This is a genomic window from Streptomyces sp. NPDC104371, assembly GCF_055583785.1.
The window spans coordinates 199609-223649 of sequence record NZ_JBVJNF010000011.1 but is presented as its reverse complement, the minus strand read 5'-3'; the positions used below and the strand labels follow the sequence as shown (position 1 = coordinate 223649).

Sequence of the window (24041 nt, the reverse complement as noted above, 5' to 3'; positions counted from 1 at the left end):
CGGCGCGGGGGGGGCCGGGCGGGGGGGCGGGGGGGGGCGCGGGGGGGGCGGCCCCCCCCCCGGGGGGGGGGGGGGGGGGGGTCCCGGGGGGGGGGGGGGGGGGGGGGCGCCCCCCCCCCCCCCCCCCCCGACCGTGGTGGGTGAAGCCGCGGGTTCGGGCGGTGGGTTGGGGTTCGGGGACGCTGGGACTGTCTGTTGAGTGCGGTGTTCTTCGGATGGATGGGTGCGCCAGCGGTGGGCTCTTTGCCGACACCGGGCTGAGCATGTGCGGCGTCGTGGCTGTCCGGGGCCGGGAGGAAGTGGTTCCCCGCAGAATTCGCAGGTCCGGGCGAATGCCAGTGCGGGGTTCCGGGGTTGGGGTGGTGTGCGAACCGGGGGACGCGGTGGTGTTGTTCTCCAGCGGTAGGCGGACTGGCGGCAGCGTTGTGAGCAGGTGCGGCGCTGGCTCTTCGCGGTCCTCGGCGACAGGGGGCCTTCGCAGATCGGGCAGGCTGGCTCTGGGTCGCCCCCTGGGTTCGAAGGTGCCTCAGCGGCCTGCTGGTTGCGTTGCTGTCGCTCGAGGTAGGCGGTCCGCCGGCAGGCCGATGAGCAGAGTGGGCGGCGCTGTCCGATCTGCATCTTCATGAGTTTTCCGCAGATCCGGCAGGGTTCCCGGCGCCATTCGCGGGTGGGGTAGCGCTTGCGGTATCTCTTCTGACGGCAGGCCCTTGAGCAGGTCAGGGGTTTGGGGCCGAACATCGACTTGGCCTGGATCGGGCCTCCGCATTCCCTGCACTCGACCGTGTTCAGGAGCGGCTGGAGATCTGCAGGGTCACGGTCAGCTGCCGCCGCGATGCGGGGCCAGGTCGGGCTGCCGCGGTGCAGGGGTGGTTCGGTGAGGTATTTCCGCAGGTAGGCGGGAGGAAGGTGGTTCGCCTGGGCGAGGCGGGTGATGAACGAGGCGGCTCCTTCTCCGCGTTGCGGACGGACCTGGAATGGCAGACGGGCGACATCGGTGTCCGGGGACGGCGACGTCATTCGTCGGTGCCGGGCTGCTTGCGGCGGGAGGCGATGTCGAGGTCGACGGCCAGCAGCCCTGCTTTGGTGATCTTTTCGGTGCCGGTGAGGATGGCGTCGACGGCGGCCCCGCGGAGCTGGTGGGACAGGGTGCCGATCATGCCGCCGGTGCGGGTGTGCAGGAACCGGTCCAGGCGGGTGAGGGTGCCGGGCTTGTGCTGGTGCAGCAGGAGGTTCGCCTCCAACTGGGCGACCAGGGCCTTCCATTCCCTGTTGTAGGGGAAGGGGTGGGTGTCCACCGCTGTGAAGCGGGCGGCGATCTGGTCGCCGCGGGTTCCGGTCAGGAGGTCGCTGTCCTCGATGTCGATGCCCGCGTAGGCGAAGGTCGCCGGGATCCACTCGGAGAAGTACTTGAGCGTGTCGGACGCGTCGGCTCCGGTGCGGGTCTGCAGCGAGATGTTGTGAATCTCGTCGACCAGGACGAGGCCGGTGCGGGCCTTGGCGCAGACGCCGGCCACGGCTTCGGTGAGGTCGGTGATGTTGGAGCTTCGCAGCACCGGGAGACCGAGGAAGCGAGCGAACTCGGCGGCGATCATGCGGGGTGTCGCGGCGGGCGGAACGGTGATGTAGATGACCGGTATGCGCTCGTCCTGCCCAGGGTGCCGGCGACGGTCCTGGAGCTCGTGGGCCAGGCCGAGCTGGGTCAGAGCGATCGTCTTGCCGGTGTTGGCCGGACCAGTGACGATCAGGCCCCGGCGGGCGCTGATGGCACCGCGGTTGAGGACGGTCAGGCGACGTCCGCAGGTGACGGTGCGGCGGACGGTGGAGGTGGCGACCACCTGGAGACGGGCGTGGTGGTCGAGCCGGTCCTCGTCGTAGTCGTACTTTTCCTCCTTACTCAGGGCGTCGTACTCGTTCTTCGTCAGCACGGTCATAGTGGTGCTGGTCGTGGACGCGACGAACTGCTGCCAGCCGGGCAGGACGGTCAGGTACTGGCCGAAGTCGTCGTGCGGGCCGCTGTCGGGCATCGTCGTCATGGTCTCTTCCAGGGGTCCTCGAGCGGGTCGAAGAGCCCCAGCGGGATCACTTCGGCCATGGATTCCTCGTCCTCCGCCTCGTGCGGGGAGGGTTCGTTCTGCGTGCTCAGCGGTGCCGTCGTTGTGGCCGCTGTCGGCGTGGTGGCCTTGGTGCGGGCCGCGACGCGGCGGTCCTTCTTGGCCGTTGCGGCCTTCCGGCTCTTCTTCGCTGCCGGCCGGGCGGGGCCGGCGTGTGCGCGGGTGAGCAAAGCGGCCACTGCTTCGGCGAGTTCTTCCTCGGTGGCCTTGGGCAGCTGGTGGCTGACGTGGTCCCAGGCCAGGTCGCCGAAGGGGACCGGAGCCCGGTTCAGGTATTTCCAGGTCGCCTGGACCCATTCGCCGCCGCCGCGGTGATTGCGTACCCAGACGCGGGAGACGTCGTAGGGGTCGCGGTGGACCTCCCAGAGCCCGCGTTTGGCGGCGACGCCCGAGTCGCGCCGTCGCATCGGCCCGAGTTCGGGGGCGTCGTAGGTGCGGTTGTTGATCCGGATGCCGTAGGAGTTGACGGCCCGCCAGGCCGCGGGCAGGAGTTCGATGTAGTCCTGGCCGCTGAGCGCGACCGGGACGTAGCCGCAGGCCTCGACCAGGGCGGCGTACTTCTGGTTGGGGGTGAACAGGCGTCCCGGATGGTCGGGATCACGCAGGCCCTCGTGCGGGCGGTTCTGCCAGCACGATTTACCGACCGCAGGAGCTCCGATATCGGCTCTGAACTGCGACGATTCATAGATTACATGTCCGTGACGGCGGAGAAGAGCCCTCAACTGGGCAGTAGCGTGGGCCGTATGGCGAAGGAGACCTACGACGCGGCAGACATCAAGGTGCTGGAGTTCGACGACGCTGTGCGCGCGAGGCCCAGCATGTACTTCGGGGCAGCCCGGGAGGATCCGAGGCTGGCTACCCAGGTGCTGAGCAAAGTGGTTGGCCACGCGCTCCATCCGGCCGCCAACGTCGCCCCGTCTCACTCGCTGCGGGTCATCGTCGAGATCTCGGCTGACCTCGCGTTCTCGGTGGCAGATGATCACGCCGATGCCCTGGATGAACACGGCAGGCCCAGGTTGGGCTACTACGGATCCATGCTCGACGGCGACCGATGGCTGAGCGCCGCCGCGGCGGCTGTGAGCTCGCACGCAGTTGTCGAGGCATGGCGAGAGGGCCGTGGCTTTCGCCAGGAACTCCTTCACCTGCGGCCTGCCGGGGTGCCCGAGGAGTTCGAGGGTCCGCCCGGCTGCGGGACCCGGGTGTCCTTCACGTTGGACTCGTCGTACTTCGTCCCCGAATCGGCCATCACCGGCGACATCGGCTCGCTGGACCTTCATGGTCCGTACTGCACCGAGCACGACGGACCGGGAGGTGTGGTCTTCCGGGACCACCGGGACGGAGGCGAGTGGACCGAATGCCGCCGCTGGTAGGCCGCCGTCCGACCTGGCGTGCCGACAGACCATCGGGAACAGCTCGGGCTTCGCAGGGTCAGCGGGAACGCAACTCGATCTGCTGACGGGCGGCCATCCAGACGCCTTCGAACTCCTCGGCCGACAGCCAGCTGGGTTCATGTCCTTCCCACTCATGGAAGGGCAGTTCTGCTGTTAGCCCGTACTTGGCCTCGCACTCCGCGAGACGACCGGCCTCCTGAGCGCGCTGCCACTCGCCGCGCGACGCCGCCGCGAGCGGTGTCTGCTCAGGTTCCTGGAGCTCGATCTGCCGGATCACTTGTCCGTCGGCATCGAGTTCGAAGTAGAACCAGACACCCTCTTCGTCCCAGTAACAGCGGGGCCACTTCGTCACCCGGCCACGATAGGCCGCACCTGTGACACGTGCCGGTCGTGCTCCGCCCTGGCGGCTGCAGGGACGGAGCACGACCGGGCAACACACGGTGGACAGCAGACATCATGGGGTCATGCAGATCGTGCCCGTTGCTCCGCGACCGTTGAACCCAGCCGAGAAGGCAGTGCTGGAACACATTCTCGCAGGCGACTTCACCGGTTCGTCGGAGCTTCGGAGCCAGATCGGTCAGGCCGAGGTCGTCGCCACCTGGGCTCCGGGATCGGTGAGCATCGACCTGAGAGTGCTCGAACCCGTGCGGAGCGCGTCGCTGGCCACCGGGCTCGTCCCGGTGGACGCGCAGGTGCTCGACGAGCGCGGCCAGTACATCGGCGAGTTGCTCGTGTGGGTCGAGGACGGCGCCCTGGCCGGCTTCGAATACGCCTGGATCACCGACGAGATGCCCACCGCTCTGCCGCCTGTCGAGGAGATCCGACTCACACCCTGTCCATGACCGGCGACGACGCACTTCCGGGCGAGGTCAGCCGATCCCCCGCCAGCGGATCGGCGATCTGGGCTTCGAGGTCGGCGACGTGGCGGTCTTGGAAGCGCAGGTTGGAGCGTGCGGCCTTGAGGCGTTCGTCGAGGGTGCGGTTGTCGGTGGTGAGTTGGCGGACGCGTTGCTTGAGGGTGGTGTTCTCGGTGGTGATTCTTTGGACGGCTTCTTGGGTCCATTCGGCTTCCAAGTCGCGGATCTGGCCGAGGAGTTCGCTGATGCGGGTGCGCTGGGTGAGGATTTCGGTGTGGGCGGCTTGAGGGCTTCCTCGGCATTGAGGGCCCGCTCGCGCCAGGTCGCCTCGCGGGCGTCGTCCTGGTCGGCGAGCATCTGGGTCCGGCGTTCTCCGGCCTCAGCCGTCGCCGCGGCGACCACGGCCCTGGCCTCGACATTGTCGTAGAGGAAAGTGCGTGAGACGTCTGCTCGGCGGGCGACAGCGGCGACGCTGACCTGGGCCTTCTCTCGCCGAAGTCGGGCGATGGCCTGGCGGACGCGCTCCAGGGCGGTCTCGGTCTTGCGGCGGCGGGCGGCCTGCGCCGCTGCAGTGCGGGTCTCGGGAACGGTGGTGGTGTTCATGCAATCTCTCGTTCTGGGTCGTCGCCGTCGGCTGTGCACGGATCGCTGTACTCGCCCTGCTCGTCGTCGGCCGCGTCGGCGAGGTCGGCGGCGCGGAAGGCGGTGGACCAGACGCGGTGGAAGTAGTCCTGGGGTTTGCGCAGGTCCAGGGCGAGGGCCTCGTCGAGGAGACCGAGGCTGGCCAGGGCCTTCTCCAGGCCGTCGATGGCACGGGCTGTGGGTTCGAAGTAGGCGTGCAGGTAGTCGGCGGTGGCGTCGTCAGGTGCGCCCTCGGCCAGCAGACGCCACTGCTCGCGCTTGCGCCTCCAGTAGAGGAGATCGGCTCCGGACAGGACGAACTTGTCGCAGGAGTGGCAGTTGAGGTTCCAGGGGCAGTCGCCGCCGTCGACGACGGGCTGGAAGGTGTAGAACCCTCCCTCGGCGGGGGTGCTGCGGCGGCCGAGGTCGATCGCGATGGCCATGGCGTGCTCTCGGGTGAGTGGGGTGAGGTCGTCGGTGAGGACTTCGCCGGGGTTGGCGGCGCCGGGGCCGGCGACCCAGACGTGCTGTAGTACGTCTTCCAGGTCGGACTGGGCGAGGTGGACGTAGTGCTCGGCCATGCGCTCGGAGACCTGACCGAGGTAGCGGCGGATGTGGGTCAAGCTCGCTCCGGCTCGCAGCAGGCTGGTCGCCAGCGAGTGCCGGGCTTGATGGGGCACCCACCGGCCGATGTCGAGGTCGTTGATCCATGCCTTGAAGCCCCGGTGGAACCACTGGTAGGAAAGGGGCCGGCGGCTGTCGCTGTTTCGCTGGTTGCTGGGGAAAAGTGGCAGATGGGCGCGCTCCTCCGGGGTCGGTGGGCGGTTGTGGCGAGCGGCGAACAACGCCAGGGTCTTGCGCTGCCGGGCTTCCAACCGCTGGTGGAGCTGTTCGGGGATACGGATCGCGGCGTCGTAGTTGCCGACCTTCGTCTGGTCGTGCCAGAGCATCGGGAGACCGCCGTAGCAGCCCAGACAGTCCAGACGCAGTTTGATCACCTCGCTGCAGCGCCGTCCGGTGACAACGATGGTCTCCCAGGCGTCGCGGAGCCCGCGGTCGGCTGGGTCGTGGCAGGCGGCGAGCGTCTTCAGGTTCTCCTCCGCAGCGAGGGCCTGGGCGACTTCGTCGGAGAAGGGGCTTCGCGTCCGGGTGATGATCCTTCCCGGAGAGGGCATGGCGGTGACGAAACCCCGGTCGAGGCCGAGCCGTTCGGCTTCACCGGATTCCAGGGCTTCCAGGAGAATCCGCCGGGTGCGGGTGAAGACCATCTGGCGGGTGTAGGCGGTCACGATGGACGGCTTCCCGCGCAGGCCCTTCATTCCCAGGGACGGCAGCCCGTCCAGTTCCCGCAGCCGTTGGTCGGCGGCGAAGTCGTGGACGTGCTCCGACCGAAGCAGCCTCGGGTCGTGACCGCCGCCCGGGGCCCGGACCTCCAGGAAGGCACTGAGCTCGGTGCAGGCCCGCCGGGTGCCGTCGAAGGTATGACCTGAGCGCGGACAGCTCGGCGATCGCAGTATCGCGGCGAAGTGATCCCAGGCCAGGTCGCGGAGCCATCGCTGGGATATCGAGGTCAGGTCCATGCGCGGCGACCGGTTGTTCAGCCGCCGGCCGAAGTGCTCGGTGTTCAGGTACCCCTGCTCGCGGGCCTGATCCGGCGTCACATAGAGCGGGGTGAGCAGGTCGATGAGGGTCCGGGTGAGGTAGGCGGCGTCCCGGTCGGCCGTGCTCAGCAGACCCTTCTCCTCCTCTGGGGCCAGGCCGTCGCCGGCCAGGTCGGTGAGTGAATGAAGCCCGCGCTCGCGGCAGTAGTCCGCCAGGCCCTGGACATGAGTGAGTTCCCAGCGCCTGCATCCACGGGCGTGTACGGACAGCCCCCACTGGATCTCGGCCCTCAGGAGTGGGTGCAGGCTGCGGAGGTTGACCTGCCCTGGTCGAGACACGGGCGCCGTCCTTGAGCACCACCACCAGAAGTCCGACTCGTTGTCGTAGGTGACCGGCACCGGTGAGCCGATCCGCTCGTAGCGGTTGCCCCATTGCGTTGGCAGCGAGGCGCCGCCCGGCCCTCCCTCCCTGAGATAGCGCCGGTGGTGCCGATAGCAGAGCCCCAGGGGTGATTCCGCCAGGTCAGGGCAGACCACGGCTTTGCAGCGTCCGTATCCGGGCCTGGGCAGCTGCTTGGCCAACCAGGTGTCGAAGTTGGCGGCGTCGCCGTGCCGGTCGCGATGGTGATACCAGCTGAACTGGTGGTGATGACACAGTTCCAGGGTCAATTGGCGCGCCGGGCGCCCGGGGCGGAGCCGGCACGGTCGCTCGCGCAGTTCCTCGCCGTGCCCGATCGGATCGGCGGTGCGCAGGAAGTCCGCTCGGGACCGCTCGGCGCGGAGCTGACGCCATGCAGTCTCGTGGGCGCCGCAGAGATCGCCCCGGCCCATCTTCGGCCGCTCGCAGTCGGTGACCAGGCAGACCCAGCGGTAGACGGGGTGGTCCGGAGGGATCTCGATGATCTCCGAGCGGAATACGGCGTCGAAGGACGGTGAGCTGACCAGCGCGGTCATGATCTCCAACTGGTTCCGGCTTTCCCGGCCGTCCCGCATCGGGGCCAGAGCAGTGGTGGTCACCGCGTCTCACCCCAGACCGCGCGCAGAGCGGCGTCGAAGGCGGGGTCGTGGACGTCGAGGTGTCCGTAGACCTCGTCGACCGTGGCAGCTGAGGCCCAGCCGCCGGCGTCCCGGGCGATCAGCAGGTTGCCGTCGGCGGCGTCGAGGACCGCGGAAGTAAACGTGTGGCGGAATGCGTGGGGTTTCACCAGCCCGAGGCCGGCGCGTTTCCCGGCTCGGCCGAGCATCCGGCGGGCCCCGACCGGTGCCCATGGCTGTCCGGCGCGGGTCCCGTGAAGCTGGACCAGGAGCATGCCGTGTCTGGCTTCGCGCGGGTACTCGCTGGTGAGGTACTCGAAGTAGGAGTGCACCATCGCCGGGCTGACCCGCTTGATCAGTCCGCCGGTGACCGTCCCGTGCTCGACCCGCCAGGGATGCTTGGTCTTGGCCTCGGCCCGGTTCGGGTTGCCGGGCCGGTGGCAGACGTGCAGGTGAGGGGCGTGGCACTCGCCGCTGGCCGCGTTCTCGCGCAAGTGCAGGTCGACCAGGTGCAGCCCGCAGAGCTCGCCGATCCGCAGCCCGCCGTCGGCCAGCCAGGTCACCACCATCCGGTCCCGGGCCGAGTTCGCCGTCGTCAGCAGCTTCTCCCTCGCGCCGTCGGGCAGCATCTTCGGGTGCCGGCGGTGAGGTCCCTTCGGCGCGAGCGGGTTCGCCGGCATCGCGGTCTTCACGTGTCCGAGGAGCGAGCGGTGCCGGTCCACCCGCGATGGCAGCCGCGTGCCGTCGAGCTTCCCACCGAGGTCCACGTTGACGCCGAGAGAGGATTGGTGCAGGTAGAAGCTCTTCAGGCAGGATGCCGCGGTCGACAGCGTGGACCGGCCGTAGGGGCGCTTGCCCATCCGCCACGGTTCACCGAGCGGCATGTGGACCTCGGCGCCGACGACGCCCATGTAGCGCTCAAGGTCCCGCAGCGCGACCTTGTCGAAGGCCAGGCACTCACGCTCCAGCCACCGCAGATGATCCACCAGGTAGTAGGCGTAGGTCTTCTGCGTGCCCGAGCCTTCATGGACGCGCAGGAACCTGTCCGCTTCGGCGTGGAGAGCGCCCTCAGGCCAGACGACGGTCCACGACCTCCTCCCGCCGTTCCGCTCGATCCGCTGGACCCTCAAGTCCCCAACCACAAGGTGCCGCACCATTCGTCCTCCATACCGACTCCAGAACATGACGAACGTCCTGAACCCGGTCGGTAAACGAGCCCGTGACGTCCACGCCACAGGCCCGAACAGACGTCACGAACAGCACAAAACACGGTCGGTAGAGTGGGCGACGATCCACTTGTCCGCATACTCATTGAAGTGCTCAGCCAGGTACGGATGAACGTGCTCAGCCCGACGTCCAGAAACATGGGGGCCTGGAGCGTCTCGGGTCACCGCAGGGTGCGACAATCTGGCCGTGTCTGAGGAGTTGTCGCGCTGGTATCGGGGCCGCCTGGTCGTGGGGCCGTTCAGCCCGTTCGAGACCAGTGAGCTTGAATGTCTCGAACGGGAGGTCGGGCTGCCTCTGCCAGCCTCGTACCGCTCGTTCCTCGAGGCAGCGGGCGGGGCGACCTTCCCGTACTCAGTCCGTCTGCTGGCTTGTGAACCGGAGCCGTTCCAGAGTTTTGACGACCTCTATCGGCTCGGCCCTGACGACGACGGCGAATACGACTGGGGCACATTGCTCGGCGAGTACCGCCGCAGCCGTGATGGGCAGCTTGCTGAGGAGGTCTCGCTGGCTGGCCTTCTCCCGATTGCCCGCAATGGCGGCAGCGACACTTTGTTCCTGGACCTGAACCCGGCCACCCATGGACAGCTCTACGCCTTCGTCCATGGCATCCCTCACCCGGGATACTTGTCGACAGGCGTCTTCACCAAAGTCGCTGACGACTTCGTAACCTACCTCGACATGCTCGTCGTCGACCCGGACCTGGCGGCCGACACCTGGGCCGACGTCAACGAGAGCGACTCCACCGACCCCTGGCGGCGGACCGTCGAGGAATGGCTGGACAAGGAACTGCCCGGCTGGCGTGCTGAGCCGTGGGCAGTGGTCTGACCTCCACGTCGGTGTGGTTGATCAAGCGGCGCTTGTGTCGCGTTCGATGGCGGCGAGCCGATTCTTCAGGCGATAGCTTGGACCGTTGATCGAGACGACGTCGCAGTGGTGCAAGAGCCGGTCGAGGATGGCCGTGGCGAGGACCTCATCTCCGAACACTTGTCCCCATTCGCTGAAGGTCTTGTTCGAAGTCAGGATGATCGAGCCCTTCTCGTAGCGCTTCGAGATCACCTGGAACACCAGGTTCGCCTCGGCTCGTTCCAGCGGCTGGTAGCCGACCTCGTCAACTACGAGGACGCCGGGGCGGAGGTAGGTGTGGAGCTTGCTGTTGAGACGTCCGGCTGCTTCGGCGACCTTGAGTTGGCGGACCATGTCGTCGAGGGTCGTGAAGTAGACGGAGAAGCCGGCCCGGCAGGCGGCGACCGAGAGAGCGACCGCGATGTGCGTCTTGCTGACCCCGGGGGGGGCCAGCAGGGCCGCGTTGGCCTTGGCCTCGACGAAGGCGAGGCTGGCCAGGTCTTTGATCTTGCGGGGGTCGAGTTCAGGTTGGAAGGCGAAGTCGTATTCGTCGAGTGTCTTGTGGTGCGGCAGCTTGGACAGTCGCAGGCACTGCCGGAAGCGCCGGTCGTCGCGAATGGCGAGTTCCTCGGCCATGACCAGGTCGAGGAAGTCGAGGTAGCCCGTTTTGGCCTCATCCGCCCGGCTGGCGTACTGGTTCAGGCTCTCGGCCAGGTGGGGCAGGCCGAGCTTGGCGGCTGTGGTGCGGATTCGGGTGCTGACCAGCTCGCTTAACTGGGCTCCTCCTGCGTGGGGTGGGTGGTGAAGGGACGGGTCCCGGTCAGTTCGTCATAGACCGACAGCGGTCTGCGGCCGACTTCGACGTGGACGGCTGCGGCTCGGTTCAGGAGAGCCATCAGCGAGCTGGCTGTCTCCTCGCCGAGTGCGTCCTGATGACGGGGCCGCGGCGGGACGTCGCCTGTGGTGGTCCGCCGGTTCCGGCCGTCGGGAAGTCCGTCCCAGTACTTCTCGTCGACGATGCAGGCTCCGCGGCCGACGGCCCTGCGATGGATGGCCAGCAGGGTGTCGCCGTTGGCGTCTGGGACGGTGGAATGAAGGGTGATCTGGGACTCTGTGGCCCTGACTTCCACCAGCTGACGCGGGCGGACCTTGCGGGGCGGCACCGAGTAGAGGTTCGCGTCGAAGGCGACCGGACAGTCCTTGCCGACGTCGCGGAGGTGCCACTGTGTGACGACGTAGGGTGTCGCCGACAACGACCGCAGAGCCATGTGGTCGCGGATCGCGCGATGCCCGATCACCTCGCCGTGGGTGCCGTGGGCCTTGGCCCGGCGCAAGCGCACCCAGGCGTTCAAGGCGGAGTCCAGTTCCTCGATAGAGGAGAAGGAGCGTCCGGCAAGGACATGGTCGCGGATGATGAGGATCTGACGTTCGACCCGGCCTTTCCCTGTGGGGCGGCAGGCGGCCAGCACGTCGATGTCGAAGTCGTAGTGCCCGGCGAACCCAACCGCCTCTGGATGCAGTGGCACCGCCTCGCCTGGGGCGACGTGGCGCCGGACGACGGTCGTGGTTCGGTCGTAGACGATCGACATCGGCACCCCGCCGAAGTGGGCGAAAGCCTGTCGGTGGCAGCCGAAGAAGGCTGCCAGGTCCTGGCTGGTGGTGAAGTAGCAGGACGAGTCTCGTGAATAGGACAAGGTCATGTGGAACGAGTAGACCTTCGGGATGCCGACGCGGGCGAGGATCTGACCTTCGTCTCCCCAGCCGACCTGGGCCTGTGCTCCAGGCACGACTTCGAACCGGCGGTGCAGGCCAGCCAACTCGCCTGGGCTGATGCCAAGTTCCTCGGCGATGCGGGGCCGGGCCTCCTGCATGTAGAGCTTCACCCGCTGGTATGTGCCGGTGAAGCCGTACTCAGCCACCAGCCGCTCGTTCGGGCTGGAACAGGATCTCGAAGTCCGCCGTCTCGAACAGGTCGATCAGAGCGACCACTCGGTGCGGTGTCTCGGCGTCCTCCAGCACCGCCGCCTGTGCGGTGACCTCGAGAACCCCCCTGACCTGGCCGCCGAACCGGACCCTCTGGCCGACCGCCAAGGCCGGCGGCCGCTTCAAGCTGCTCATGTGTTTCCCTCCGTCCAGACCAGGCTGTCGGTCTCCATCAGCTCTCCCACCAGGTCCGTCTTCAAGGCACCGGACCACAGCAGATGGAACAGCACCGGCAGAACCTGCAGACGGTCTCCGACCAGCCTGGCTCCGTCCCAGAGCCGCGTCGGTTCGCGGAAGACCTCCAGGAGCCGGTCCGCCACCGGCACCGGCCAGCCGCAGCGGGCCCGCCGATACCGGGACAGCCAGCGGACGTTCGCCATGAACACCGGCTCGGGCCGCCCGGCCCACTCGAACTCCCAGCCCACGGCCCGGCAGGCATGTCCGGTCGCGTCGAACGCCTCCCGCGTCGCCTCGTCCATCTCGTCCTCGGCACGGACGTCGACGACGCGGGCCCGTCCGCCGGACAGCCGGACGAAATAGTCAGGAGCATGCCGACGCTTGCGGATGCCGTCGTGCCAGTGCAGCCAGAACGGCTGCGAGGCGATCGCGTTCACCTGCGGATCACGGTCCATCAGGATCAGCCGGTCCCGTTCCAGCCACGACTCGTAGCCCACGTGGTCCCCCACCGTCACCGAGTAATACCAGCCCGCGAACCCCTGACCGTCCTTGCGCCAGCTGAACTCCCGCACCGGATCCACAACCTCGAACGGCATATCCCAACTCGACCCCAGCGAACGGCGCACAAGCGTGCCATTCATGGAAAAGGCCAGGTCAAATGCCATAAGAGCAGCATCTTCAAACGCACCGACAGGTGCCCCTACCGCGTCCCCCGCCAGCCCGTACGCCGAATGATCAACCTTCAGTGGCACAAACTAACGTTGATCATCCTTGAGTGGCAATCGATCACCGATCACTGGCACAGGTCACCGACACCCAGAACTCACGCCACTTCTTGCCGCGGCCCCCCGGTACTCGTCGTCGTTCTGCGTACCGGCAGGCGTCTCCATGCGGTTCTCCTTACCTCGGTTGTTCGACCTCCTTGCGGGCCCCGAAGATGAAAGTTCGGATGCCCTGTCAGAAGGACGCCGTGGAAGGCTAATCACGCAGGCTACCGCACACGATCTAAGACCATGCAACTACTCTCTGTAATCTTTTGGCAGATATCCGCGAATCTTTGACACGCGTCCGAGCCCTCAAAGGCGCCCAACACCCGTGTGCTGAAAGCGGCATGATTCCTCGCGAGGCCGGACGGAAGACGCGGAGCTGTCCGGGCGACGTGGGTCCTGATCTGGGGCTCTCTCTTCTCGGGGTACGGATTTTCGCGAGGGTTGCGGGGCTAACCCGCCTGTGTTGGATGGTGCCGCCTGCGACGCGGACGGACCGCATCGCACCATCCGCACCTGGGAGTTCAACGTGAACGGTCTCGACACCCGCACTGCCGTACTGCTGCTTGCGGGCGCTGGCGCCACGTACGTCGCTTTCCTGCACCCCGCTGTCGGAGTTGCTGTCCTCGTGGGCCTGGCCGTGGTCGGCCTCCTCCACACCCTGATGCGGTGACGCCCGGGGCCCTCTACGAGGTGCGCTGGCGCGGGTACAGGGTCGGCGGCTTGCCGGTCGGGTTGGCGAGCATCCGGCGGACGGTCCCCGGGTGCCGTCGCTCCCCACGCTTCGGCCGGATGCCCTCGGCCTCCAACACGGCGGCAATCTCGCGGTAGGACACCTTGTCCCGATCCCGGAGCTGGCGAGCGCGGGCGCGGCCGACCTGTTCCATCTCCTCCTCGGTCAGCTCGTTCTTGTGGGCCTGCCATCCGTACGGTGGGGCGCCGTACGCGTACTGGCCCTTCTCGTCTTTGATGCGCCGGCCGCGGCGGAGCTTGGCAACGGTCATGCCGCGGTGCAGTTGCGCGAACACGCCCATCATCTGGCGCATGGCGGTGCGCATCGGGTCCTCGGGGCCGTCGGGCAGGATCTCGCCCTGGTCTGCCATGAAGGCGCGGCCGCCGTGCTTCCAGCACTGGGCCAGGGCTGCCTCCTGCACGACCAGCTCGCGGGCCAGGCGGTCAAGGTTCGGCGCGACGATGCCCTGCACCTTCTTCTCCTCGACCCACAGCAGGGCGGTGGCCAACTCCGGCCGCTCGTCCCCGGCGATCGTGCCGGACTGCGCCTTCTCCACGAACAGGTGGGCCAAGCGGTGGCCGTGCTCGCGGATCCAGCGGCGCACGATGCGCTCCTGGCCCTCCAGCCCGAATCCGTCCAACTGCCCTCCGGTGGACACCCGGATGTACCCCGCGAGCCGCATCTGATCGCCTCCAGCGCGCTGACCTGGCCTGTCACAGTAATGGGCATCACTGTGACGTCAGAGCGGCCCTATCGGCGCTCAGAGGCTCGTCTTGAGCCCGCGTCAGGCGGAAAGCTGGGGCGGTTGCTCGTCGGCGCGGCCGCCGACTCCGAGGTTCCGCCGCGGGCCCGGAGACGTCTCCGGGCCAGGGCCAAGCACTCCCCGGCTCCGCAGCTCGTCAACGTCGGGGAGGCGGACTCCAGGGAGAACGTCGAGCAGGTCGGCCTGGGCTGCGCGGATGCTGTGCCCGGGGGCCTGGGGGCCGGAGCCAAGAGTGCGGCGTGTCACGCGGTCATCGTACGGGCAGCGTGCCCTAGGGCTGGCTCGGATCCGGCGGTTCGCCGGGCCCGTGCCTGGGGAGAGTGCAGGGGCCGCCGGAGGGGCGGCGAGGTCACACGGCTGTACGACCCCCTCGGGCGGCGCATCGCGAAACAGCGTCTGTCCGCAGACGGCGCCACCGCCGAGGAAACCCGGTTCGTCTGGGACGGATCCACGCTGGTGGAGCAAACCACCCAGGTCAGCGGCGCGGCCGAACTGGTCACGCTCACCTGGGACCACGACGGCCAGGCACCTGTCGCGCAGACCGAGACCAAGTCCCTTGCGGACGCTCCGCAGGACATCATCGACCAGCGCTTCTTCGCCATCGTCACCGACCAGATCGGCACTCCCACCGAACTCGTCGACGAGGAGGGCAGGATCGCGTGGCGGACCCGCACGACTCTCTGGGGCTCGACGACCTGGAACAACGACGACGCCGCTTACACGCCGCTCAGGTTCCCGGGCCAGTACTACGCCCCCGAGACGGGACTGCACCACAACTACTTCCGTCACTACGATCCGGCGACCGCACGCCACCTCACCTCGGACCTTCTCGGCCTGGACCCCCCGCCGAACCCCTTCGCCTACGTCGACAACCCGCACACGCTGTCCGATCCGCTGGGCCTCACTCCTTGTGACGAGAACGACGTCACGTGGGGCGGCCGGGTCCGCTACGGTGCGCCCGGCCCCGGAGGCCGCGCCACCACCGTGCGCGCGACGATCGAGTCCGACATGACCGGCGGCAAGACCGATCCCCGGGTCAATGTGCGAGACCCACTTGCTCGGCGCGCAGATCGGCGGCTCCAACCGGGACCCCCGGAACTTCGTCACCATGCACCGGTTCGCCGATTCGCCGATCATGCGGAAGATCGAGGACCAGATCAGGGAAGCGGTCGACAAGCGCGGAGAGAGCATCGAGTACACCGTCGCGCCCATCTACCGCACGAACGACCCCACCGACGTCAAACGCATATGACGCCCCCGAGGAGACACGCGCCTCATGCACCCCGCTGTAACCAGGCTCATCGAGATCGTTCCGCCGGGCAGTCCTCGGCGGATCCGTGACTGGAACGCTGTCGAACGTGCGCTCGGCACGTCGTTGCCGGAGGACTACAAGGAACTGGTCGAGGTCTACGGAGGCGGCGTCTTCGACGAGACGGTTTGGCTGTTCGACCCGGAGTGCCCTGACGAGGACTACAACCTCGTGGCCCAGTCCGCGGAGCGGGAGAAGGTACTCGCCCAGCTGTGGCAGACCGAGCCGAAGCCCGCGGAACTTGGCCGGCCGGGCACGCGGGTCCTGCCCTGGGCCTACATCGAGAACAGCGGAGCGATGCTCTACTGGCTCGCCGGACCGGGGCAGAGCCCAGACGAGTGGACCGTGATGTTCAACGAGGGGCGCGGTCCCGCATGGGAGCACCACACCACTCGGTGCGCCTCCTTTCTTCTGGCCGTCCTGACGGGAGAGTCCGAGAGCCCATACTTCCCCGACCTGCCCGCCGACAGCCATCAGTTCGACTCCAACGACGAGATCCTCGGCGAAGAGGACTGAGGGACCCCAGCGGCCGTGGCCCGTGCCCCCGGCTCAAGGTAGGATTCCCGCCTCCACTCTCGCGATCCGCCCGGCCGTGTCGAAGGTGACTTCGGCCGCCCCGCCGCCGGGCGGCTCGGCGACGATCCGGTCACCCTCCGTACGATGCGGGACGACGTGCTGGGCCGAATTCCCGATCAGCTGCGCGCCGGTGAGCGACCATGCAGTGGCTGAAGCTGGTCGTGAATCACCAACCGCGGGAGTATGTCCAGGGCCGGCTGCTGGGCATGATCCGTGCTCCGGACGGCACGACCCTTCCCGGACCGCGGGTTGCCGAGTGGAAAGGGCGCAACAAGCCGCATCGCAACGACCGCCGGTGGGCGAACGGGTGGAACCCGGAGCAGATCTCAGCCCGCCTGAGATGGACCCGGCAGCGTCGCACCGGGTGCCCTGGCGATGGATCGGCGGCACCAGAAACTTGCGTGACGAAGCCACGAGCCTTTGGCATGATCGCTCAGTTGCCCTGCCCTGCTCTCCCCTGCTCTGGAGGAACACCACGGCCATCGACTACGATCTCGCGCCGGCCTGGCTTCCGTGGTCTGCCGTCGATCCCGACTCCATTGCCTTCGACTGGAGCGAAGCGGAGGCATCCGAGATCACCGCAATGATCGCCTCGATGGTGCCTCCCGGCGGGGCCGAGTGGACAGAGAAGCATCGATTCACCACCGAGGTCACGGCGCTCTTGGCGGCCCGGTACGGCCGGTGGACCTGCGGATGGCACTGGGCGTTCGGTGAGGGCGGTGGTGGTGGCGTCGTCACCACCTGGTGCTGCACCTCCCACTCCGTGGGCGAGCCTGCGGCAACGGCCGCCAGCGTGGTCGCGTCGCTCCTGGAGTGGCGCGACTGGCTGGAAGAACTGGCGGAGCGGTTCGAGCAGTTGACGCCGCCCGCCGGAGCGGATGCCGAGGAACGTAGCTGGCACCTGGAACGCGCGGCTACCCGACTCGTGACCGTGGTCGTGGACCGTACGGGTGCCGAATGCGGCTGGTACGGGCTCTGCCGCACGGTGCTGACCTGGTTCCTCTCTTCCACGGGCATGGGGCCGGAAGGCGCGAAGGACGCGGTCGACACCGCGATCGGTGGTCGGTTCGAGAGCTGGACCACGCCGTCGCGGACCCTGATCGACGCGGTGGGAGAGGAGCTTGCTGTAGATCTGACCGGAGTGCGGCCCTACCGTGATCACTGACGCCTTGGCTACCTGGCTCCAGGTCAGGCACCAGATCGACTGGGCTTCCGCGACCGGCAAGCTACCGGCCCCGGTCGAGCCCGTCGTGGACGGCCTCACCGCCTGGTGCCGTGAGGGGGACCGACCCTCGGATCCCGCCAGAGGCCATCGACTGCTCGCGGCGCTGGCTCGGTCGCGCACGGACGCTTCCCACCGGAACCCCCTCACCTGCGCGCTTCTGACTGGATGGCAACAGCTTGTGCTCGGTATGCCTGAGGTCCGGTTCCGACAAGGCGACGCCTTCGCCAAGGGCGGCCGCGAACGCTACGCACTGACGCCGCACACCCAGCGCGACTTCGAACACTGCCTGCGCGACAGCGCCGATCCGCGAGTCCCCCTGGCCTCCCGCGCGGCCAGGGCCTATCTGGACGTGATCTTCACTCACCCCTTCCCGGACGGCAACGCCCGCCTCGCCATGCTCACCCTCGCCTACGTCCTGGAGTCGGAGGGAGTCCGACTGGATCGGGTCGGCTCCTTGCAGACCACGCGTTACGCGGACGACGCCGCCGGTGCGGCAGACCTGGCTGACCTGGTCTCCATCCTCATCCGCTCGACCCACCAACGCGCCGTCCGCCCCCGTCACTGAGGGAGCGACCTCCTCGCCGCGATGGCCCCGTTGCACAGGACAATGCCAACGGCGCCGCCGAGGAGCCATTGCGGGGCCCGCAAATGAACGTCAGCTCGGGGCCTTCGCATCGGACGTGCGGAGGAACTCCGGATACGGGCCGACCCCCTTGGCGGAACGCAACCGCGCGTGATCGTCGGTCACCTCGTGCAGGGTCCAGTCCATCGCCTCGTCCCAGAACCGTGCCATGGCCCGCGGATCCGCGCAGTCGACCACTATCGCGGCGATCGGCCCGGTGTCCCGGTAGATCTCCCGAGGCTCCAGCACGCAGAACACCTTGCCTTCGGGGTCGCGGCGAGGACCGTCCACGGGACGTCGCCCTGGCCCACATCGGCGGGCGTGGCGCCGAGTTCCTTCAGCCGCGCGACCAACTCCACCTGATGGTCCGCAGAGGTGGTGGCGAGCAGGTCGGAGCACTCGCCGTGAAGCGAGACGCGAACAGCTACCGGGGCTGACGACAACACCCTCGAACAGGCGCGAACCGTGTTGAAGCTGCGGCAGGTTGGGCTCTCGCTGCCCGAGATCACCGCCGCCATGGCGCCGAAGAAGTCAGAGGCGCAGGGGGTCGTGAGAGCGAAGATCGAAGCGCTCGAGAACGAAGTCCGCAGAAGGCGACAAGCGATCGCCTTCCTCCAGCACACCCCCCGCGAACCCTGCCCCTGGATCTCGCGGGCCAGGAGGCTGTTGACGTCTGAGTCCTGCTCCTGATCGACGTGTCGGCCAGCCGGTGCCGGACGTTCGACCGGAAAGGCCCTACCGATGAGCATCCGCCTCGCGTCGCGCGGAAGCGGTGTTCCGTGGCCGTACAAGCCGGCACCGATCGCCGTCGCACCCGGGGTGTTCAGGCCCTTCGCGATCTCGTCGTACCTGGCGGAACTCGTGCTTCGGTCTTGCAGCCCCCTCGGCGCGGCATGTCAGTGGGTGCTTCTACGCTTCCGGCCATGGATGTGGACGATCTTGCGTGGCAGGCGAGCAACAACCGCGGGCTGTCCCCGAGAAGGGTGAGTCTCCTGTTGGAGGGCGGTCACCTCGGCCTGGTTGTCCAGGCGGCAGCGGAACGCGGCGAGTGGTTCTGTGCCGAGGGCGCGGTACGTGTGCTGTGCCAGGTCGGGGAGTTCGGGCGGGCTCTGGAGGTGATGGAGCCGTTCGCCGCGACCGGCTGGCGGACCGCCCTGTGGGCGAAGGCCGACATCCTGCTCCGGGCGGGACGGACGGAGGAGGCCCTGGATCTGGTCCGTCCGGACGAAGCTGCCCGCGCATCGAAGGCCGAGTGCCGTGACTTCGCCGAAGTGCTCGTCAGGGCAGGGCACGTCGACGAGGCCATCGATCTGCTCGTGCCGCACATCGACGGATGGTGGATCCTGTCCGTCCTGGTGGAGATCACCGAAGGGCAGGACCGTGACGAGCGGGTGCTGGAGCTGATCGCCCCACACGCCGACAGCGCGCGCCAGGCCCGGGACGAGGAGCGATGGAACCATCCCTTCTGGAACGCGCAGGAGTTGCAGGCCCGGGTGCTGGAGCGCGCAGGTCGCGCCGATGACGCGATACGGATCCTCGGCCAGGACATGGCCGAACGCCGCTTCCTCACCCAGAACACCGTCACCGCCTATGCCGAACTGCTGGCACGTCACGGTCGGCTCGACCCGTTGCGACGGCTGGCCGGCGGACAGGATGCGCACACCGTCCTGGGCAGCTACGCCGACGCCCTGCGCGACCACGGCCGGGCCGAGGAGGCCGAGGCGGTGATGCGGGACGCCATCGCCGCCGACGGCTGGGTCGGATACCGTGCCTGGCTCTCCTCGGCCTTGCTCGCGGACGGCCGGCTGGACGACGCGATCACCGTAGCCGAACCCGGCTTTGGCTGGTCCGACTGCTCCAACCTTCTGCTGCCACTCGTCAACGCGCTGCTCGACCGCCCTGAAGAACTGCTCCGTCTGGTCGAGCATCCCAGCGTCGTGCCCCACCATGGTCACGAGGAGTTCCAGCACTGGTGGCGGGCCTGGGCCCTCGCCGGTCTCGGCCACGTCGACCAGGCCATCACCGTGGCCCGAGCCGATCCGCGCCCCTGGACCGACCCGCGTATCGTCAAGGCCGAACTCCTCTGCCGGGGCGGCCGACTTGATGCCGCCGCCGCTGAACTGCGGTCCTTGGGCACGGTCAGGGCACATGAGGAACTGTGCGAGGTCCTGATCCGGCAAGGGAAGGCGGCCGAGGCGATTGCCGTCCACCCCACCGTGGCCGAACAGCGTGCCGCCGAACCGAAGCCCGAGCCCGTACCTCTCGACGAGAACGGGTACTCCCTGGAGCCGCCCTTTTAGGACATGTCCTCCATCGCGAGCCCGAGGCCATGCCGCGGCACGGCCTGCTGATGTCGAACTGCCGCGTGGGGTCCACCGTGAGCTTCGGTCACCCGTTGAAGGCGTACGTGCCGTATGGGAAGAGCAAGCCGTCGGAGTCGGGTCCGGCTACCGTGTCGAAGCGCAGCCGCCCGAATCGCGTGAAGGCCTGCCATGCGGCTTCAGTGGTCAACTCGGTCGTCGTCGATCGCCCAGCCGCCAGCTCGGCACGCAGGGTGTCGAGGGCTTCCTCCCGCCACTGTCTGTTGGGCACGCCGACCGCTCTCCTCGCTTCCGGGCCGTAGGGCGTGTCGACGCACTTGCTGCTCGACTCCACTACTCACCCTGCGGCATATCGTCGCAGGTGACTGGCTTCGGCGGGAGGAGTCCTGGGGACGCCAGGTGGTTGTTGTAGGAGCTCTGCCAGTTTCCGCTGCTCGCGTAGTGCTTCAGCGAGCCACACACGGAGCGCTGTAGCACGGCGTCGCCATGCTGCAGTCCGACCCCATACCGCTCCGGCTCACCGAACGAGGCCTTGAGCGTGCGCAGTTCCTGATACTTGCGGGCCAACCCGGTCAGGGCCAGCTCGCCACCGGCCACCGCGTCCACCTTGCCGTTGAGTAGATCACGCGCACATTCCCCGTAACTGTTGCGCGCCATCGTTGTGCTCTTCGGGAACTGAGTCAGCTGCCGGTTGGGGGAATACATCGTCGTGCAGATGATCCGGCCCTTGAGGTCTTTCATGCTGTTGGCCCTGTCGCCGCGGCGCAGCAGAATGTTCTGTACGTCTACGTAGTACGGTCCGGCGAAGTCCACCACACGCATCCGCTCGGCGGTGATGGTCAACGCGTCGACGACGAGATCCACTTGGCCGGTCTCCAGGTAGTTGATTCGATTCACCGGGTCCAAAGGGATCAATTTGGCCTTGTTGCCGAAGCCCAGGTCCTTGGCGATGTACCGGGCCAGGTCTGCCTCGAAGCCCGCCGGTGAAGAGGATCCGCTGGGGATCTCGCTCAGCCCCGGCTGGTCTGCGCTGACCCCGATGTACAGCGTGCCGCGTTTCTCGGCCCGTTGGAGGGTAGGTGAGGTTGCGTCGCTGTGCCGGTTGTCGTATACGACTCGGGTGATTCCGGTCAGCAGCAGCAAGAAGCACAGTGCGACCGCCGGCAGCCCTACCAACTTCCGCCGCCGTCGGACGGCTTGGGTGCTGGCGTCCAGGAACTCGCGTTCCAGGCGGGTGGGATGGATGGGGTGGACGGGGTCGTCGGCCCAGCCGCGGGCCAGGCCGAGGCGGGCGCCGCGATAGAGCAGGGCAGGATTCCGGCCCTTCCGGTCCCAGGCGTAGGTGGCGTTGGCGAGTTGTTGGTGGATGTGCAGCCCGGACCGGTCGCTGTCGATCCACTCACGAAGGCGCGGCCAGGCGTGCAGCAGTGCCTCGTGGGTGATCTCGACGGTGTCGGTCTCGAGAGTGACCAGCCCGGCGCGGTGCAGGGTTTCCAGGACCGAGGCCGCGACGTCCGGATCTTCCAGGCCTTGGAGCAAGCGGGTACGACTGGCTCGGCGACGGGTGTCCTGGGTGCCCTCTCCGACGTGGATCAAGCGCAGCAGCAGTGACCGGGCCGTCTGCTGTTCGGTGGGGTCGAGTTCGCCGTAGGTCGTCTCGGCGGTGGTCTCGACCGCGTTGCGGATTCCGCCTGCGGCCACGTAACCGGCCACCGTCAGCGTGCGGTCCTCGCGGTGTCGGAAGGTGGCGCGCAGGGCGTGGGAGAGCAGCGGTAGCGCCTCGGGGTCGTGGTCCTGTGCCGCGCGGTCGGCACCGAGGTCACGCAGCACGATGTCGACCAGCCCTGGTTGCAGGGTCAGTCCGGTGAGCTGGGCGGGCTGTTCGATGGCCTCGCGCAGTTCGGAGGCGCTCATCGGTCCGATGAAGAGCGGGGTGTTGTCGAAGGCGGGCCGGAGTTCGGGGAAGGTGACGCAGTGGCCGTGGAAGTCCGAACGCACGCTCAGGACCACCAGCGCCGGAGGTTCGCCGCCGTCACCGTTGGCGGCGGCGCACAGGGCGCGGATGAACACCTGGCGTTCCCGGGTGTCGGCACACTGGGTGAAGGTCTCTTCGAACTGGTCCACCACCAGCACCAGTCGCGTTCCGGTGATGGCCGCCTGTCCTGCTCGGGCCCGCAGCATCTCGCGGATGACGGCGGCCGATCGATGCGGGTCGTCGGCCAGCTCCTGGCGCAGCGACGCACTCGACTCCCCGGTCAACCGCGCCAGGCGGGTCGTCAGCTCGGTCAACGGGTGCTCGGTCGGGGTGAACAGCAGGTGCGGCCAGGTCTTGGACCCGGGCACCGGCATGCCGCCCTTGCCCAGCGCGGACAGCAGGCCCGCGCCCAGTAGGGAGGATTTACCCGCCCCGGAAGGGCCCACGACGACCAGCGGGTCGGTCGAGTCCATACGCCCGGCCAGCTTCTCGGCCAGTTCGGTCGTCAACCGGTCCCGGCCGAAGAACCACTGCGTCTGTCCGGGGCCGAACGCGGCGAGGCCCGGGTAGGGGCATGTGCGCGGCACCGCATCGTCCGGTGCGGGGGTGGGCGCGGGCACGACGGGCGTCAACGGGGGCGGTCGGTAGGCCGGGTTCGAGCACAGCACCAGGTCGTCGATCCAGGCGCTGGCACGGTGGCGGGGACGTGGGAAGCCCCGCGCGGGCAGCGTCCGGTCCAGGTATCGGTACGCCTGACGCAGCGTCACTTCCTGAGGGCCTTCGGGGTCGCCTTCCGCGAGCAGGCGGATGAGTTCGCCGGTGAACGCGGTGTGTGGTGCGCCGGGCGTGGCCAGCGCCAGTTCGTCCCGGGCTGCCGCTGCCAGGACGTATCCGCCGTGGACCCGGGCCAGGTCCACCTCCTGCTGGTCGGCGTCGCCCAGGACACCGACGGCCTGTCCTGAGAAGCAGCAGTCGAGTACGACGACGATCGACCGGGCCGCGGTTTGCAGCAGGGAGCCCCGGATCGCCGTGTAGGCCAGCCCGGTGTAAGCCACCCAACCCGGGCGCGAGTCGGTGGCGGCCGTGGCCAGATACAACTCACCCGCGGGGTTGACCAGTCCGTGCCCCACGTAATACACCCACAGCACGCCCTCGGCGCGCTCGGCCTCCTCCGCGACCGCGATCCCCAACTCGGTCGGGTTCGCCGGGTCACGCACCACACGCAGGTTCTCCTCCGCCAGCCCGCACCGCTCGACCAGAACCTGCCCCAGATCGGCCAGGGTGCCCATCACCGCTGGAACAGGTGGCAGGCCGGAGTCCGCACTGTGGGTGCCGGTGCCGATCAGCAGCACGCGAGTCCCCGGCGCGCTCAACCTCGTCATCGAGACGGCTGTCCGGACGAGGGAGCCGAGTCGGCCGCACGACCCTCTGTGGTTCGGGGGCCTTCATCCAATGTCTTGGCCAAGTCGGCTACCAGCTCCCGGACTTCCGCCATGTCCGTGCCGCGCACCCGCTGGGCGGAGACCTCCACGCTCGCCCCGTCCGACCGGGTCAGCTTGCAGACCACCTCGCCTGTGCGGTGCCGCATCCAGGCGACCGCGACGCTCGCCAACGCCACGGCCACTCCACCCGGGGCCAGCACCACCGCCAGCATCTGTGGAACCGAACCGAGAGCGCCGGGCGGCGGCGGTGACTCCACCAGCCGTACCCGGCCCCGCAGTTCCTCCTCGGCAATCAGCCACGTATACAAGGAACGCAGCTCGTCCGCCGCTCCTGCCCCCGTGATCGCAACTGTCACATCCATCCGCGCTCCCCCTACGGCCCGCAGCGCACGCAGGACTGTCCCAGCCCGCAACCGAAGGCCCTGGCCACCTTCTTCACTCTGCGACTGCGCCGCAGCGCGG

At 68.2% G+C, this 24041-nt stretch carries 21 protein-coding genes and 5 pseudogenes; 10 read left to right on the top strand and 16 right to left on the bottom strand.

Annotated features, from left to right (window positions below):
- Positions 1–1013: 1013 nt before the first annotated feature.
- Positions 1014–2033, bottom strand: a complete 1020-nt coding sequence (locus ACZ60T_RS29195; protein ID WP_469668591.1) for a TniB family NTP-binding protein — start codon at positions 2031–2033, stop codon at positions 1014–1016.
- Positions 2030–2740 (bottom strand): annotated as a pseudogene (locus tag ACZ60T_RS29190) (Mu transposase C-terminal domain-containing protein); the annotation flags it as partial. The gene ACZ60T_RS29195 and the pseudogene ACZ60T_RS29190, both read right to left, overlap by 4 nt.
- Before the next feature lie 114 nt (positions 2741–2854).
- On the opposite strand from ACZ60T_RS29190, the gene ACZ60T_RS29185 reads away from it, so the two are divergent.
- Positions 2855–3481, top strand: coding sequence for a hypothetical protein (locus ACZ60T_RS29185; protein ID WP_469668589.1), 627 nt, complete (start codon positions 2855–2857; stop codon positions 3479–3481).
- Positions 3482–3539: 58 nt separating this feature from the next.
- On the opposite strand, the gene ACZ60T_RS29180 is transcribed toward ACZ60T_RS29185, so the two are convergent.
- Entirely contained in the window at positions 3540–3854 is a 315-nt protein-coding gene (locus tag ACZ60T_RS29180; protein WP_469668588.1) for a hypothetical protein, read from the bottom strand.
- Between the two features lie 112 nt (positions 3855–3966).
- Here ACZ60T_RS29180 and ACZ60T_RS29175 point away from each other — a divergent pair, with 112 nt between their 5' ends.
- Positions 3967–4344 (top strand): hypothetical protein, encoded by a 378-nt coding sequence (locus ACZ60T_RS29175; protein WP_469668587.1) that lies wholly within the window; start codon positions 3967–3969, stop codon positions 4342–4344.
- On the opposite strand, the gene ACZ60T_RS29170 is transcribed toward ACZ60T_RS29175, so the two are convergent.
- The 4 genes and pseudogenes from ACZ60T_RS29170 to ACZ60T_RS29155 all read right to left on the bottom strand — a co-directional run bounded on the left by ACZ60T_RS29170 (position 4328) and on the right by ACZ60T_RS29155 (position 8746).
- Complete coding sequence (locus tag ACZ60T_RS29170; RefSeq protein ID WP_469668652.1) at positions 4328–4576, bottom strand: hypothetical protein; 249 nt, start codon at positions 4574–4576, stop codon at positions 4328–4330. The genes ACZ60T_RS29175 and ACZ60T_RS29170 overlap by 17 nt on opposite strands.
- 152 nt (positions 4577–4728) lie before the next feature.
- Positions 4729–4962, bottom strand: a pseudogene (locus tag ACZ60T_RS29165) (DUF6262 family protein); the annotation flags it as partial.
- A complete protein-coding gene (locus tag ACZ60T_RS29160; RefSeq protein ID WP_469668586.1) occupies positions 4959–7598 on the bottom strand; it encodes a tyrosine-type recombinase/integrase in 2640 nt (879 codons plus the stop codon). The gene ACZ60T_RS29160 and the pseudogene ACZ60T_RS29165, both read right to left, overlap by 4 nt.
- A complete protein-coding gene (locus ACZ60T_RS29155; RefSeq protein ID WP_469668585.1) occupies positions 7595–8746 on the bottom strand; it encodes a tyrosine-type recombinase/integrase in 1152 nt (383 codons plus the stop codon). Before ACZ60T_RS29155 ends, ACZ60T_RS29160 begins: the two co-directional genes overlap by 4 nt.
- A 283-nt stretch (positions 8747–9029) precedes the next feature.
- On the opposite strand from ACZ60T_RS29155, the gene ACZ60T_RS29150 reads away from it, so the two are divergent.
- The gene (locus ACZ60T_RS29150; RefSeq protein WP_469668584.1) at positions 9030–9668 is read left to right on the top strand and encodes an SMI1/KNR4 family protein; all 639 of its coding nucleotides are present in this window, start codon (positions 9030–9032) and stop codon (positions 9666–9668) included.
- Between the two features lie 21 nt (positions 9669–9689).
- Here the strand turns inward: ACZ60T_RS29150 and istB are convergent, their stop codons facing one another.
- From istB to ACZ60T_RS29130, 4 genes are read right to left on the bottom strand one after another with little or no spacing between them, the layout of a single operon-like run.
- Positions 9690–10451 carry an IS21-like element helper ATPase IstB gene (gene istB / locus ACZ60T_RS29145; RefSeq protein WP_469668647.1) on the bottom strand — a complete coding sequence of 254 codons (762 nt, stop codon included), beginning with the start codon at positions 10449–10451 and terminating at the stop codon, positions 9690–9692.
- Positions 10452–10456: 5 nt separating this feature from the next.
- The gene (locus ACZ60T_RS29140) at positions 10457–11605 is read right to left on the bottom strand and encodes a Mu transposase domain-containing protein (RefSeq protein WP_469668583.1); all 1149 of its coding nucleotides are present in this window, start codon (positions 11603–11605) and stop codon (positions 10457–10459) included.
- Positions 11598–11804: a hypothetical protein gene (locus tag ACZ60T_RS29135; RefSeq protein WP_469668582.1), complete on the bottom strand. Its 207-nt coding sequence runs from the start codon at positions 11802–11804 to the stop codon at positions 11598–11600. The genes ACZ60T_RS29140 and ACZ60T_RS29135 overlap by 8 nt, the downstream gene beginning before the upstream one ends.
- Complete coding sequence (locus ACZ60T_RS29130) at positions 11801–12442, bottom strand: TnsA-like heteromeric transposase endonuclease subunit (protein ID WP_469668580.1); 642 nt, start codon at positions 12440–12442, stop codon at positions 11801–11803. Before ACZ60T_RS29130 ends, ACZ60T_RS29135 begins: the two co-directional genes overlap by 4 nt.
- Before the next feature lie 637 nt (positions 12443–13079).
- On the opposite strand from ACZ60T_RS29130, the gene ACZ60T_RS29125 reads away from it, so the two are divergent.
- Positions 13080–13286: a hypothetical protein gene (locus ACZ60T_RS29125; RefSeq protein WP_469668578.1), complete on the top strand. Its 207-nt coding sequence runs from the start codon at positions 13080–13082 to the stop codon at positions 13284–13286.
- Between the two features lie 13 nt (positions 13287–13299).
- Here ACZ60T_RS29125 and ACZ60T_RS29120 read toward each other — a convergent pair whose 3' ends face one another.
- Positions 13300–14028 carry a recombinase family protein gene (locus ACZ60T_RS29120; protein WP_469668576.1) on the bottom strand — a complete coding sequence of 243 codons (729 nt, stop codon included), beginning with the start codon at positions 14026–14028 and terminating at the stop codon, positions 13300–13302.
- A 441-nt stretch (positions 14029–14469) separates the two neighbouring features.
- On the opposite strand from ACZ60T_RS29120, the pseudogene ACZ60T_RS29115 reads away from it, so the two are divergent.
- The 5 genes and pseudogenes from ACZ60T_RS29115 to ACZ60T_RS29095 form a co-directional block, all read left to right on the top strand.
- A pseudogene (locus ACZ60T_RS29115) lies at positions 14470–15349 on the top strand (RHS repeat-associated core domain-containing protein); the annotation flags it as partial.
- 36 nt (positions 15350–15385) lie between these two features.
- Positions 15386–15934 (top strand): SMI1/KNR4 family protein, encoded by a 549-nt coding sequence (locus tag ACZ60T_RS29110; protein ID WP_469668574.1) that lies wholly within the window; start codon positions 15386–15388, stop codon positions 15932–15934.
- A gap of 230 nt (positions 15935–16164) precedes the next feature.
- Positions 16165–16335, top strand: a pseudogene (locus tag ACZ60T_RS29105) (IS30 family transposase); the annotation flags it as partial.
- Entirely contained in the window at positions 16335–17159 is an 825-nt protein-coding gene (locus tag ACZ60T_RS29100) for a hypothetical protein (protein WP_469668651.1), read from the top strand. The pseudogene ACZ60T_RS29105 and the gene ACZ60T_RS29100, both read left to right, overlap by 1 nt.
- Positions 17160–17406: 247 nt before the next feature.
- Complete coding sequence (locus ACZ60T_RS29095) at positions 17407–17784, top strand: Fic family protein (protein WP_469668572.1); 378 nt, start codon at positions 17407–17409, stop codon at positions 17782–17784.
- 102 nt (positions 17785–17886) lie between these two features.
- On the opposite strand, the pseudogene ACZ60T_RS29090 reads toward ACZ60T_RS29095, so the two are convergent.
- Positions 17887–18227 (bottom strand): annotated as a pseudogene (locus ACZ60T_RS29090) (VOC family protein); the annotation flags it as partial.
- A gap of 537 nt (positions 18228–18764) precedes the next feature.
- Between ACZ60T_RS29090 and ACZ60T_RS29085 the strand changes: the two are divergent.
- Positions 18765–20141, top strand: a complete 1377-nt coding sequence (locus ACZ60T_RS29085) for a hypothetical protein (protein WP_469668570.1) — start codon at positions 18765–18767, stop codon at positions 20139–20141.
- Between the two features lie 88 nt (positions 20142–20229).
- On the opposite strand, the gene ACZ60T_RS29080 is transcribed toward ACZ60T_RS29085, so the two are convergent.
- The 3 genes from ACZ60T_RS29080 to ACZ60T_RS29070 all read right to left on the bottom strand — a co-directional run bounded on the left by ACZ60T_RS29080 (position 20230) and on the right by ACZ60T_RS29070 (position 23941).
- Positions 20230–20433 carry a hypothetical protein gene (locus ACZ60T_RS29080; RefSeq protein WP_469668569.1) on the bottom strand — a complete coding sequence of 68 codons (204 nt, stop codon included), beginning with the start codon at positions 20431–20433 and terminating at the stop codon, positions 20230–20232.
- A 62-nt stretch (positions 20434–20495) separates the two neighbouring features.
- Complete coding sequence (locus tag ACZ60T_RS29075) at positions 20496–23519, bottom strand: caspase, EACC1-associated type (RefSeq protein WP_469668567.1); 3024 nt, start codon at positions 23517–23519, stop codon at positions 20496–20498.
- Positions 23516–23941 carry an effector-associated constant component EACC1 gene (locus tag ACZ60T_RS29070; protein WP_365633342.1) on the bottom strand — a complete coding sequence of 142 codons (426 nt, stop codon included), beginning with the start codon at positions 23939–23941 and terminating at the stop codon, positions 23516–23518. The genes ACZ60T_RS29075 and ACZ60T_RS29070 overlap by 4 nt, the downstream gene beginning before the upstream one ends.
- Positions 23942–24041: the final 100 nt, after the last annotated feature.